The organism is Clostridium aestuarii, assembly GCF_026735135.1.
Lineage (GTDB): Bacteria > Bacillota > Clostridia > Clostridiales > Clostridiaceae > Clostridium_H > Clostridium_H aestuarii.
The window spans coordinates 370738-384671 of the sequence record NZ_JAPQER010000001.1 but is presented as its reverse complement, the minus strand read 5'-3'; the positions used below and the strand labels follow the sequence as shown (position 1 = coordinate 384671).

The 13934-nt window shown below is 29.3% G+C and carries 10 protein-coding genes; all 10 read left to right on the top strand.

The genetic code is table 11. The features are described from left to right. The first annotated feature begins 70 nt into the window (after window positions 1-70). A complete protein-coding gene (locus OW763_RS01595; protein ID WP_268039312.1) occupies window positions 71-1846 on the top strand; it encodes a glycerophosphodiester phosphodiesterase in 1776 nt (591 codons plus the stop codon). Between the two features lie 19 nt (window positions 1847-1865). Then, window positions 1866-2756, top strand: coding sequence for a CPBP family intramembrane glutamic endopeptidase (locus OW763_RS01590; protein WP_268039311.1), 891 nt, complete (start codon window positions 1866-1868; stop codon window positions 2754-2756). Window positions 2757-2915: 159 nt separating this feature from the next. Continuing rightward, window positions 2916-4649, top strand: coding sequence for a sigma-54-dependent Fis family transcriptional regulator (locus tag OW763_RS01585; RefSeq protein ID WP_268039310.1), 1734 nt, complete (start codon window positions 2916-2918; stop codon window positions 4647-4649). Window positions 4650-4850: 201 nt separating this feature from the next. Next, window positions 4851-6074, top strand: a complete 1224-nt coding sequence (gene dpaL, locus OW763_RS01580; protein WP_268039309.1) for a diaminopropionate ammonia-lyase — start codon at window positions 4851-4853, stop codon at window positions 6072-6074. 25 nt (window positions 6075-6099) lie between these two features. Continuing rightward, on the top strand, window positions 6100-7275 hold the full coding sequence (locus tag OW763_RS01575) for a YgeY family selenium metabolism-linked hydrolase (RefSeq protein ID WP_268039308.1): 1176 nt from the start codon (window positions 6100-6102) through the stop codon (window positions 7273-7275). A gap of 292 nt (window positions 7276-7567) precedes the next feature. After that, window positions 7568-9082 carry a sodium-dependent transporter gene (locus tag OW763_RS01570; RefSeq protein WP_268039307.1) on the top strand — a complete coding sequence of 505 codons (1515 nt, stop codon included), beginning with the start codon at window positions 7568-7570 and terminating at the stop codon, window positions 9080-9082. Window positions 9083-9331: 249 nt separating this feature from the next. Further along, complete coding sequence (locus OW763_RS01565; protein ID WP_268039306.1) at window positions 9332-10540, top strand: M24 family metallopeptidase; 1209 nt, start codon at window positions 9332-9334, stop codon at window positions 10538-10540. Between the two features lie 293 nt (window positions 10541-10833). After that, window positions 10834-11985, top strand: coding sequence for an MGDG synthase family glycosyltransferase (locus tag OW763_RS01560; RefSeq protein WP_268039305.1), 1152 nt, complete (start codon window positions 10834-10836; stop codon window positions 11983-11985). Window positions 11986-12257: 272 nt separating this feature from the next. Beyond that, the gene (locus tag OW763_RS01555) at window positions 12258-12923 is read left to right on the top strand and encodes an FMN-dependent NADH-azoreductase (RefSeq protein WP_268039304.1); all 666 of its coding nucleotides are present in this window, start codon (window positions 12258-12260) and stop codon (window positions 12921-12923) included. A gap of 115 nt (window positions 12924-13038) precedes the next feature. Beyond that, on the top strand, window positions 13039-13899 hold the full coding sequence (locus OW763_RS01550; RefSeq protein ID WP_268039303.1) for a protein kinase domain-containing protein: 861 nt from the start codon (window positions 13039-13041) through the stop codon (window positions 13897-13899). The last annotated feature ends 35 nt before the right edge of the window (window positions 13900-13934 follow it).

Genomic DNA, 13934 nt, shown 5'->3' with positions numbered 1-13934 from the left:
AGTAGATTTTACTTCATTATATGTGTAAAATATATATTAATACAATAGACAAGTTTAAGGAGGCTTTAAATTGAAAAATTTATGGGGGGAGTACAAGCAGATTTTACATGACTTTAAATTTGGATTCAGCAGATTTATTAAATATCAGATATGTACAAAACTCCTAATTGGTATTATATTACTTCCTTTTTTAAAGATAATTTTAAATTTATTGATGAAAAGTAGGGGGCTTTCATATATAACAAATGGATTATTAACAAGATTTTTATTGTCACCTCAAGGAATAATTTCAATAGTATTATTAGCTGTTTTTGGGGTGTTAGTTACATTAATAGAAATAGGGGGACTAATAGTACTTAGTCATCAAGTTATTACAAAAAGTAGAGAAAGTAGTTACTATACCATTTTCAAATACTGCATGAGAAGAATCAAGCATTTTATAGGAATTGATGGACTTATAATAGTATTGTGTTTAGTGATAATATTCCCATGGCTACATTTGGGGATTTATACTAGCTTAATATCAGATGTTAAAATTCCTGGATTTATAAAAGATGTAATAGATCAAAATATGATTTTTTTTATAATGCTTAAAATATTAACATTAGTTTTTGTTATTTTATCGATTAGATGGATATTTACAATGCATGTTATTATGCTTAAAAATAAAAAAGCTAAAAAAGCTTTAAAAGAGAGTAGTAGATTAGTAAAAAATAATTTGAAAACTTTCATAAAAAAAACTGTGGGTATTTTACTAGTAAGTGCTTTAGTATTAGGTGGCTTGGCAGCGTTATATTTATTGGTTATATTTTTAATAATCCGATTTATAGGTGGAATAAATGTACATTGGGATTATATAATATTAATGATATCTGGTGTTGGGGTTTTATTTGGAAGTATCGGATCGTTTATAGTAGTACCTTTTCAAATACTGTATTTAACAAGACTTTTTTATCATTTAAACAATGATGAAATTCTAGATATAGCATTAGATGAAAAAAAGAATAATAATTCTCTTGTTGATAAAATATTTAATAGTAAAAAAATAGGTATAACATTGTTTGTTGGTATAGTGTTATTCACATCTATATTTACGATAGCTGTAATGGAATATATGGAAGGTATAAAATATAATGTTAAAATAACAGCTCATAGAGGAAGTTCAAAAGATGCCCCTGAAAATACATTAGAAGCAATAGATGTAGCAATAAAGAATAAAGCTGATTATGCAGAAATAGATGTACAAGAAACCAAAGATAATAAAGTAGTACTTATTCATGATAAAAGCTTAAGTAGAACAGCAGGTCTTGATAAAAATATTTGGGAAGCTAATTTAGATGAAATAAAACAATTAGATGCAGGAAGTTGGTTTGATGAGAGGTTTAAAGGGGTAAGGATACCTACGCTTGAAGAAGTTATAGATCATTCTAGGGGTAAAATCAAATTAAACATTGAGATTAAGACAAATGGACATGAAAAAAAACTTGTGCAAAAAGTAGTGAATTTAATTAAAAGAAAAGGAATTATCAATTCTTGTGTTGTAACATCATTAAATTATAATGTTATACAAGAAGTAGAAGCTATGGAACCTAGAATAAAGACTGGGTATATAATGTATGTTGCAATAGGAAATTTGCATAAATTAAATGTGGATTTTTATAGCGTAGAGGAAACAAATGTTACAGAAAAATTTGTTGCAGATGCTCATATGATTGGTAGAGAAGTTCATGTATGGACAATCAATGAGGAAGAAGATATGCAGAAAGTTATTGATTTAGGTGTAGATAATATAATAACTGATAATTATAAAATATTACTGCAAAAACTAAGTAATCATAGAAAATGATTGAGAGGGGGAGAAAAACATGTTTTCTAACGAAAGGGGATTGTTTAAGGAGGCTAAAAAAGCAAAGTTTTTACCTAATATAATTGTTGCTTATATATTAGCTATTGCTTTTTTAATTGGTGGTGAAATATTAGGTATAGTAACCAGCAAAGTTTTTAAAGTATCATTATATGGTAGTAATTCAATTAGGATGATGTTTGATCTTATTTTTAGTTTTGGATTTGTAGCACTAGTGATATTTACGTGGGTAAAATTTATTGAAAAACGTAATATTTCAAGTGTTGGATTTAGCAAAATAAATTTCATAAAAAAATATTTTATGGGTTTTATTAGTGGGGTTGTAATGTTTTCTTCAGTAGTTATGATACTTGGTATTACTGGTCATATTGTTATAGATAAAACGCCAACTGCTCCAGTAGGAATGGCGGCATTAAGTAGTGTGCTTATAATTTTGCCTGGATGGATTATACAAAGTGGAACTGAAGAGATTTTATCAAGAGGTTGGCTAATGAATGTACTGGGGGCAAGATATAATGTGAAATTAGGTTTGTTCTCTTCTGCATTATTATTTGGATTACTTCATATGTTCAATGATAATGTAAGTGTTATTGCTATTATAAATATTATAATAGTAGGAATATTTTTAGGGCTTTATGTAATTAAAACAGAAGATTTATGGGGTGCTTGTGGGCTACATTGTGCATGGAATTGGATACAAGGAAATATTTTTGGATTTGAAGTAAGTGGCGAAAAAATATCTACTGGAAGTATAATGAAGTTGAAGTTAGTAGGAGATGAGTGGTTTACAGGGGGAGCCTTTGGACCAGAAGCGGGGATTGCAGCAACAATAGTATTATTAGCAGGAATTACAGTTATTTTATTTAGGCAGCCGAAAAAAATAATTTATTAAGTAAATTGTGAATTTGAAAATCCAATATAGTAGTAGAGTTTAAATGTTTAGGGAATATCAAGCGGTGATATAATAATAGATAAACAATAAACTTAATAGTTGAAAGATGAGAAATGTACTTTAAAATATTATTATACAAAAGAAGCGGGGGTTATAATAATGGAAGAAGTGTTAAAAAAAATGCAGGATACCGTTAGTCGGTATGCAAATGTCTTGTCCGAAATATTAAAAGTAGATGTTGAAATTGTTGATGCAAAATTGGATAGAATAGCTGGAACAGGTGTGTTTGCAGAAAAAGTTGATTTGAATATATCTGATGAAGGATATGTATATAAGAAGGTTATCGAAACAGGAAAAATGAAAGTTATAGAAATGCCTGGTGAACATGAAATATGTAAGAAATGTCCTAAAAAAAATATTTGTAATGAAACTTTTGAAATGAGCACTCCAATAAAGATAAATGATAAGGTAATAGGAGTTATAGGGTTTGTTTGTTTTACTGAAAACCAAAAGAAACATATATTTGAAAATTATGATACTTTTATTGAATTCTTAAATCAAATTTCAGAATTAATAGCATCCAAGGCGTTTGAAATTATAAAAAATTATGAAAAATTAGCTATTTTTGATTTGTTAAATGTAATTATAGATAAAATTGAACAAGGAGTAATAGTCTTTGATAAAAAGCAAGCTATAGCTAAAACTAATTTTATTGCTAGGGAAATGTTAAAGTTAGATTCACATGTTAGTGAAATAAAAACTATTAATTTGGAACCAACAGGAAATCAGATTTTAAATTTAATGGAATATAGGGTAGAGATAAATGACTTAGACTATTATTTGATAGGAACTGTTTATGATGTTAATATTGGTAATTTTAATAAAATGTTTATATTTAAAGATGCAGATTTAATAAAAGAAAATGTTTTAGCTTTAACATCATCAAATGAAAATATTGGTTTAGATAAAATATTTGGACAATCTCGAAAGATAAGTAATTTAAAGAATAAAGTTAAAATGATTGCTTCTGCTACTTCAACTGTATTGATTAACGGTGAAAGTGGTACAGGAAAAGAGTTGTTTGCTAGAGCACTTCATGAAGAAAGTGATAGAGCAAATGCTCCATTTGTTGCTATTAATTGTGGTGCTATTCCAGAAAATTTACTTGAAAGTGAATTATTTGGTTATGTTAAAGGGGCGTTTACTGGAGCAGATCCAAAAGGTAAGCTTGGTAAATTTGAACTTGCTGATAAAGGAACTTTATTTTTAGATGAAATAGGAGATATGCCTTTATATATTCAGGTTAAACTTTTGAGAGTATTAGAACAAAGAGAAATTGTAAGATTAGGTTCTAATAAACCTATTAAAGTAAATGTAAGAGTTATTGCAGCTACTAATAAAAACTTAGAAGAGATGATAAAAGATAATACCTTTAGAGAAGATCTTTATTACAGGTTAAATGTAATACCACTAAATATTCCATCGCTAAAGGAAAGAGAGGAAGATATTCGTTTAATAGCAACAAGATTTATAAACAAATTTTCAAAGTTATTTGATAAAAAAGTTGTTAAGATAGAAGATGAATTTTGGAATCATATCGAAAATTATGCTTGGCCAGGAAATGTAAGAGAACTTCAAAATACAATTGAATATGTAATCAATATGTTGAAATATCCAGGTATAATTAAATACGAATTATTACCAGAAAAAATAAAGAATGTTTCTGTAAGTTCGGAAATTGAAGATTTAAACTTAGATAGAATGGAAAAAAGAATTATAAAGAAAGCTCTCGATATTTATGGTAATGATGCGGATTCAAAAAAGATTATTGCTCAAAAACTAGGAATTGGTATTGCGACATTATATAGAAAATTGAAAAAGTATAATTTGTAAAAAATGTCATTATCAAAATGATATCGTATTATCGTTTTGATAATGACATTTTTGTTGAAAATTCAAGGTTTTAATGTTTTTTTAAACATAATTATTATCAAAATGATAATAATTGCAGAAAATTTAAAGAAAACATGCGAATGAAAAGTTGGCATGTGTTTTGCTAATAATATTAGTGACAATTATTTTGGAGGTGCATGTATGGAAAGGGTTAATGAGACATATGGAATAAAAGCTGTGGTGAGTGACATTGCAACTGAAGGCTTTCCTAAAATATTTAATGAAGAAGTGGTAGAAGGGGTAAGAAATTTCCACGCATCTATTAAGGGATATCAAGCTACACCTTTAGTAAGATTAGATGAGCTTTCTAAGGAACTAGGTGTATCTAGGATTTATGTAAAAGATGAATCTTATAGATTTGGCTTGAATGCATTTAAAAGTTTAGGAGGAACATTTGCTATAGCAAAGTTCTTATGTGAAAAATTAGGAGTTGATATTCATGATGTTGACTTCGAATATTTTAAATCCCAAGAAATTAAGGAAAAAATAAAAGACATAGTTTTTGTTACTGCAACTGATGGTAATCATGGAAGGGGGATAGCATGGGCTGCAACTCAATTAGGCTGTAAATCAGTTGTTTATTTACCAAAAGGTTCAGCGCAAAGAAGAGTGGATGCGATTATAGAAGCTGGTGCAGAAGCTTATGTTACAGAGTTAAATTATGATGATGCAGTACGATTAGCAACGCAAAAAGGTGAAGAAAATGGATGGTATCTTATTCAGGATACAGGTTTTGAAGGATATGAAAAAATACCTAACTGGATTTCACAAGGGTATATAACTATGGCAGATGAAGCTTTAGATCAGTTGAAATTAGATGGAATCCAAATACCAACTCATGTTTTCTTACAAGCTGGAGTAGGCGCAATGGCAGGTGGTGTTTTAGGATATTATGTAAATAAATTTAAAGGAAATCATCCTACTACAGTTATTGTTGAACCAGAACAAGCAGCATGTATTTATAAATCAGCATTAGCTGGAGATGGTAAACCACATAATGTTACAGGAGATTTAAATACTATTATGGCAGGATTAGCTTGTGGAGAACCAAATACTGTTACTTGGGAAATATTAAGAGATTTTGCAAAAGCTTATGTATCATGTCCAGACTATGTGTCTGCAAATGGAGTTAGAATATTAGGAAATTCAATAGGACAAGATAAAAAAATAATATCAGGAGAATCTGGTTCTGTTGGTGTAGGACTTTTGAGTTTATTAATGGTGAAACCTGAATTAGAAGAATTAAAGAATGATTTAGGGTTGAATGAAAATTCAGTTGTACTTTTCTTTAATACTGAAGGAGATACAGATCCAGAAAATTATAAAAAAATAGTACATGAAGGTAAAAATCCATCAATATTTTAATTAATGCATTAGAGGGGATGTAAAAATGAAGGATAAAATAAAAGACTTCGTAGCTAAAATGGAATCTGAAATAATAAAATTTGCTCAAGATATTGTAAGAATCAAAAGTTATACTGGGGAAGAAAAAGAAATAGCAATGTTTGTTAAAGACAAAATGATTGAACTTGGTTATGATGACGTAATTGTAGATAAGCTAGGTAATGTTATAGGAGTTATAGGTAATGGAGAAACTAAAATACTTTATGATTCCCATATTGATACTGTTGAAGTAAATGATGCAAAAGAATGGTCTGTAGATCCATTTGGCGGAGAAATAATAGATGGCAAAATATATGGTAGAGGTGCAACAGATATGAAGGCTGGAGTTGCAGCTAATGTTTATGCAGGATATGCCATTAAAAAATTAGGATTAGATAAAGGTAAAACTATTTATGTATCCACATCTGTAATGGAAGAAGACTATGAAGGAAAAGCAATTGAACACTTTTCTGAAGAGTATAATATGAAACCTGATTATGTTATTATTTGTGAGCCAAGTTCTTTGAAGTTAGCACTAGGACATAAAGGAAGAGCTGTATTTAGAGTAGATATGCCAGGGGTAGCTGCACATGGAAGTGCTCCTGAAAAGGGTGTAAATGCAATATATAAAATGAAGACAGTTATTGATAGAGTTGAAGAACTAGGTAAGAAATTCATGGCTATGGAGGGTGAAAAAGGTGCATTAGCCCTTACCAAAATAGAAAGTGAAGCAGTATCTATTAATGCAATTCCAGATAAATGCAGTGCATATCTTGATAGAAGATTAGTTAAGGGTGAAGATGAAGCATTTATAGAAAAAGAAATGGAAATTTTATTAGCTGGAACAGATGCAACATGGGAAACTTACGATAAAATAGGAAAAAGTTGGACTGGAGAAGAATTAATATTACATTCCTTCTTACCATGTTGGGAAATTGATAAAGAAAGTAAGCTTGCTAAGGCATCAGTTGAAGCATTTCAAGAATTAAATGAAAAAAAACCTACAATGTTTAAATGGGATTTTTGTACAAATGGAGTAGGATCAGCAGGAAAGATGGGTATACCAACAATTGGATTTGGACCAGGAGATCCAAAACTTGCACATACAAGAGATGAAAACTGTCCTATATCAGATATTATAAAAGCATGTGAATTTTATACAAATTTAGTAAGTTATCTATAATATGATTTAAGTCTTAAGGCATATATCATTCATAAAATAGTTATACTGATTCAGTGATTTTTCAAAACATTCATTCAATGAATATTAGAATTAAAAAGATAAAGAGTTTTTGCAAAAACTTAGTAATTATATTTTAAAAATAAATGTATACGTTTTCGAAAAGCAAGAATATTTAAAATAAATAGATAAAATAAAAGGAATTATACTCAAACAATAAGATAACAAACAAGAAACAGCAATTATGGATTAATAATGTGAAAAACAAATGTAAATTTGGAGGTGCTTTTAATAAATGGATAAAAAAGAAAAAGCTCAAGGATTTTCCAGTAGATGGGGTTTGGTTCTTACATTAGTTGGGGCTTCAGTTGGGACTGGTAATGTATGGAGATTCCCAAGAATGGTAGCATTAAAAGGCGGAGGTTCGTTTGTTTTAGCTTGGACTATATTACTATTTGCTGTATCGATTCCAATTATTATTGCAGAGATGGTTATTGGAAGAGCTACAAGACATGGTGCAGCTGGTGCATTTAAAGATTTTATCGGTAAAAAATATTCCTGGATGGGTGCATTTATGGCTGCAACCACGGTTGCAATTACGGCCTATTATACCGTAGTAATGGGTTGGTGTTTGCAATATGCAGTTATTTCTTTGAAAGGATTTGGTGGATATGATACTAAGGGACTAGAGAATCTTTTCGCTAATATTTCAAATGGATGGACAGATGTTGCTGTTTTTGTAGGGGTACTTCTTTTAACAGCTGTAATTGTTGCTCAAGAGATAAGTAAAGGTACAGAAATGATTGGAAAATATTTAACACCATGTTTATATGTTGTTCTTATTATTTTAGTAGTTAGAGCACTTACACTACCTGGAGCAGTTGAAGGAGTGAAACATTACTTCCAAATATCACCGGAAACCTTCTTTAACGTAGATACTTGGATGGCAGCTTTATCACAGTCAGCTTGGTCAGTTGGTCCTGGATTTGGTTTGGTTCTTACTATGGGTGTTTATACTAAGGCAAAATCAGATGTAGCTCTAAATGAATTTATGCAGGGCCTTGGAGATAATTCATCAGCAGTATTAGCAGGATTTGTTGTATTACCAGCATTATTTGCTTTAGCACCTTCTGTAGAAGCGGCTAGAACAATTGCTGAGTCTGGAAACTATGGACTAACATTTATAGCTTTAACTCAACTTTTTGGAGATATGCCTGGTGGTTCAATTATTGCTTTCTTATTCTTTATGTCATTATTCTTTGCAGCACTAACAGCAAACGTTATATTCTTTAGTACAGGGGTAGTTCCTCTAATGGATGCTAAGATGTCTAGAAAAAAAGCTACAACTATTATTTTCTTTATAACATTAGTATTAGGAAGTTTCTCAGCATATAGTATTGATGTTTTAAATAACCAAGATTGGGTTTGGGGAATGGCGTTATTAATTGGAACAGTATTTACTTGTTTTGCAATATGGAAGTTTGGTGCTGAAAAAATGAGAACTAAATATATTAATACTCCAGAGAATGAGTTATATATTGGTAAATGGTGGAATGTATCAGTTCTATTTATAACTCCAGTATTAATAATCGCAATGTTTATTTGGTGGACTATTGAATCAGTAGGTTGGCATGAAGATTGGTGGAATCCATTATTAATAGATAGTACAGGTACGTTTGTATTCCAGATACTTGTATTGATAGGATTATTATTAGTATTTAATAAGAAAATTTCTCAAAGTGTTAAAAATAACTATATTGATTCAGTTTCAGAAGGTTACCCAGAAATACCAGAAGAACATCAAGGTTAATAAAAGGAGGAGTATATTATGCCAATTAGTTCAATATTATGTATGATTGCAGTTGTAGTTCTTAATATAGGAGGAGCCATTTGGTGCATAGTAAAAATTCAAAAGGCAGGAAAAGATAAGTAGCAAAATATATGAAGTATATTAATACTTAAAATAAATGGTAATTAATCTATGCAGCAGTATTGCTGCTGCATAGTAAAATAAAAATTTAAAAATCAAAAGAATAACAACTAAAGGGAGGATATATACATGTTTGCAAAGAATGTTCCATTTGAAGAGTTTAAAGAAAGACGTATGCACTGTCAAGAAGAGGTTAAAAAACGTGGATTAAAAGGTGTTATGATTTGGTCAAGAGGTGGAGGAACATGGGATAGATATGCAGGAGCAGAATATTTTGCTAACCACTATCAACAAAGATGTTACTTGCCAGATCAAGAACCACTTTGGAGTGGACGTTCTCATTGTGTATTGATGATTCCATCAGAAGGGGAACCAGTACTCATAGTTACTACTATGGAATTTAGAAAAGATTTGGTAGCTATTGATGATATTAGATACAGCACAGACTTTTTTGGACTAGTATGTGATACAGCTAAAGAGTTGGGAATGAGTGAAGGCGAAGTTGGAATAATGTATGAAGATGTTTTAACATGGAAAATTGGAAGAAAGATGAAAGAACAAATGCCAGAATTAAAAATGATTCCATGTGATGATATCCTTTCAGATATGAGAGTTGTTAAATCTCAAAGAGAAATTGAATCCATAAAAAAAGCTAATGAAATTGGAAGTGCAGCAATGGAACTTATTATGAATAATGTAGCTGCTGGAAAAACTGAAGCTCAAGTTCTAGGACCTGCAATGGAAAAAATATATTCTGAAGGAGCTGTGCTATACTTTGTAGTTACAAGTTCTGGACCATATAGTGATGCAGTTCATAGCATTGATTTCCCAGGATATGATTCAAACAGAATAATTCAAAATGGTGAAATGTTTAAAGTAGATTTAATCATTGCGTATGAAGGATATATCTGTGACTTTGGAAGAACTACAATCGTAGGAATGAAACCTACAGAAGAGCAACGCAGAATTATTGAAATAGTTGTAGAAGCTTGTGAACATGTAATTAGTTTAGTGAAACCAGGTATTACAATTAAAGAATTATGTCAGGCTGGAGATGATTTCTTATTAAGCAGAGGAGTTTCTTTATCTGCTGAACAAAATGATGAAAAGCAAATTTATGCTGCATTCCCTCCTCACTGGGGACATAGTATTGGTTTGACTTGGGAACGCCCTTGGTTTATTCATGAAGAAGATGTTGTTTTGGAAGAAAATATGTATCTTGCTGTTGAAAAAGGATTGTATCAACCAGGAATGGGAACGGCTACTTATGAACAAAATCTTCTTGTAACTAAAACAGGAGCAGATGTCCTTACTACATCAAGAAAATTATGGTTATAATAAAAAAGAAAAAATGTAAAGCAAAATAGATTTATCATTAAAATTCCAGTGAAAATAAATTTTTCACTGGAACTTTAATTTTTTGTAAGTGTTAAGGTAATTTTAATCAAATTTTAATTTATAGTTAAGAAAATCTTAAGATAAGTTGTTTATACTTAAAATATAAGTCAGATAGTAAAGTCGAATATTAAATAAATTTTAGATTTTATATGGTAATAAATCAATTTTCACATTAGAAAGATTAAATAAAAAATTATAAGTTGAAATTTGTTTTAAAATGAGGAGATGATACCATGAAGAAGGTAATGATTTTTACCGCTTCAACAGGGGGAGGACATAACCAAGCAGCTGCATCACTAGAAGAGGAACTAAAGTTAAATGGATACACAGTTGTAAAGTTAGATGCTTTAAAGGAAACTAATAAGACACTTGAGTCTTTGATAATAGATGTACATAAAATATTAGCTAATAATTTTCCTGAAATCTATGGGGAATTATATAAATTAAGTAATAGAAAGAAGCTTAACTTTGGACTAACAAGTATTATTACAGCTATAATACAAAATAAAATGTATGAGCTTATACAGGAAAATGATCCAGATTTGATTATTGCAACTCATCCATTTATAGTTAATGTTGTTGGAAGATTAAAAAAGAAAAGAAAAATAAATATACCGTTTATTTCTGTAGTTACTGATTATAAGGCACATCAAACATATATTAACAAAAATGTAGATGCATATATTACAGGAAGTTATTATACTAAGCTTAACATGATGGAAAATGGAGTATCTAAGGATAGAATATTTCATTATGGAATTCCTATAAGAAGAGAATTTTTCACTCATTCAATTTCTAAAAGCAGAAATAAAGAAAGTGATTTTACAATACTTTTAATGAGTGGAAGTTGGGGAACTAGATCTATGGAAGATATTTTAGAGAAACTTGTTAATAGTAAGAATAAGCTTAAGATAATAGCTGTGTGTGGACAGGATAAAACATTAAAGAAAAGAATAGAGGAACAGTGTGTAGGAAAGTTTGGTGATAAAGAAATTGTAGTATATGGATTTACTGAAAACATACCACAATTAATGGACATGTCTGATGTTATAATTACAAAACCAGGTGGATTAACAGTATCGGAATCAATAGCTAAAAATATCCCGATGATAATACCTTATATGATTCCAGGGCAGGAAGAAGAAAATGCAGAATTTTTGGTTGAATCAGGTGTTGCTATTAAAACAGAAGAAATAAGTGATATTACGGAGGTTGTAGACAAGCTTATTAGTAATCCTTATTTACTAGAGAAAATGATACGAAATATGAAAGAAATGTCTAAAAACTATTCAATGGAAAGAATAGTACAATTAGCAGATAGATTGATACTTGAAAAGAACTATCAACAAATAGAAAGACAAGTATTATTGTCTTTAAGAGCCTAATTTTGAAAAAGATTTGTCTTAAAATAAATTTTGTATACAATATATTGGTTTTTAATCTAGAAATCAATATATTGTATTTTTTATTTTAAGACAATTTTTTTATTATACAATTAAGTTTAATATATTAGCTGACCAAAGATATCTCGTATAAATTAAAACATTAAGTTAAAAATAATTATAGAGAAAATTATATAATTAAAATTTGCATGCAGCTGTGTGATTTTAGAATTATTCAAATTTCTCAATAACTAAATATCTTGGAGGTGGTTAAGTTGAAAAAACTATTATATATTCCAGTTAATTCAAAACCAGAAGAAATGTCTACCAGTAAAATGGTAGGAAGAGAATTTGTAAATCGATTTATTGCTAAAAATCAAGATTATGTTGTAGAGGAACTTGATCTTTATAATGAAGATATACCTGAAATAAACCATAGAATATTCAAATGCAGAGCAGAGACTGTTTCAGGTGCTGAATATGATGCCCTATCAGAAAATGATAAAAGAGCAGTAGATAGAATAAATCAACTTTGTGATCAGTTTTTGAGTGCAGATACTTATGTGATTGCTGCACCGATGTGGAGTGTAAGTTTTCCTTCAAGACTTAAAAGATACATAGATTGTATTATATTAAATAACAAGGTAATCAAGATATCAAAAGATGAGGTAAAAGGGCTTTTAGATGATAAAGAAAGAGACATGGTTTACATTCAATCTTCTGGTGGAGTTTATCCAAAGTTTTTGGGAGGAAAATTCAACCATGGAGTAGATTATTTTCATGATATATTCAAATTTCTAGGTGTAAATAAATTTGAAAAAATACTTGTTCAAGGTGTAGATATGCAGGATGTTGGTAGAGAGGAGGCTATTAGCAGAGCATATAAATATGTTGATGCTGTAGTTGAAAAGTTCTCTAAAGAACCTCTGCTAAAAATATAATAATATATAAAAAACAAAAATTTTAAGAACTTTCCCATGTACCCCCTAAAATCAAAGGTTATGTGCGTACAATAAATAGATATACTAAGTAACAAAAGATTTAAAGAGGTGAACTATGATTAACATAAATTATATTTTAGACGGAAAATATGAAATAATTAAAGTGATGCGAAAGGGATATATGGGAAAAGTTTACTTATGTAAAGACATAAGACTTAAAAGACTTTGTATTATAAACGAAGTACAAAAAGATTTTAAGAAAAATATAGATATTCTATTAACATTTAATATATTACAGAAATTAAATTATCCAAGTATTTCAAAGATATTTGACATGGTTTATAGAGAAAACAATATTTATATAGTTCAGGAATATATAGAGGGACAAACTCTGGAGAAGTATGTAAAAGAAAAAGTTTTTTTGGAAACAAAAGATATATGTAATATTACATCAAATATGTGTAATATTATAGACTGGTTGTACAACTTAAATCCTTCTATCATATACAGAAATTTAAACCCAGATAATATAATTATAACTTCAAATGGAAATGTTATTCTAAGTGATTTTGGTGTTGCAAAAATAGATAAAGCTGTTGATAATAATACTATATATATGTCTTCAAATTGCTATGTTAATTCAGAACAATGCAACATACAAATAGCTATACAGAGTATTGGTATGCTCATGTATTTTATGGCGACAGGAAAGTTGACATCCATAGCTTTTGAACCTCTCATAGATGTAAATTATGGTAATAATATAGATAGTAATTTAAAAAAAATAATACAGAAATGTTTTCAAATTGATATTAAAAATAGATATGTTTCAGTTAAAGAATTAAACAAAGAAATTATAATGGTAATGTTGAAAAAAAGTAATCATAAAAAGTCAAATAAATCTCAATCCAAAAGAAATGGTATAGATTTATTGGCAATTATAAAGAAATTATGTCCAATGAAGTATAACAAATAAAAAAGTTCCTTCTTATATATAAATAAGAGGGAACT

What these genes read in the sequence shown, in the direction of transcription:
- OW763_RS01590 (WP_268039311.1), top strand. Translation starts at nt 1,866, where the DNA reads ATGTTTTCTAACGAAAGGGGATTGTTTAAGGAGGCTAAAAAAGCAAAG.
- OW763_RS01585 (WP_268039310.1), top strand. Translation starts at nt 2,916, where the DNA reads ATGGAAGAAGTGTTAAAAAAAATGCAGGATACCGTTAGTCGGTATGCA.
- dpaL (WP_268039309.1), top strand. Translation starts at nt 4,851, where the DNA reads ATGGAAAGGGTTAATGAGACATATGGAATAAAAGCTGTGGTGAGTGAC.
- OW763_RS01575 (WP_268039308.1), top strand. Translation starts at nt 6,100, where the DNA reads ATGAAGGATAAAATAAAAGACTTCGTAGCTAAAATGGAATCTGAAATA.
- OW763_RS01570 (WP_268039307.1), top strand. Translation starts at nt 7,568, where the DNA reads ATGGATAAAAAAGAAAAAGCTCAAGGATTTTCCAGTAGATGGGGTTTG.
- OW763_RS01565 (WP_268039306.1), top strand. Translation starts at nt 9,332, where the DNA reads ATGTTTGCAAAGAATGTTCCATTTGAAGAGTTTAAAGAAAGACGTATG.
- OW763_RS01560 (WP_268039305.1), top strand. Translation starts at nt 10,834, where the DNA reads ATGAAGAAGGTAATGATTTTTACCGCTTCAACAGGGGGAGGACATAAC.
- OW763_RS01550 (WP_268039303.1), top strand. Translation starts at nt 13,039, where the DNA reads ATGATTAACATAAATTATATTTTAGACGGAAAATATGAAATAATTAAA.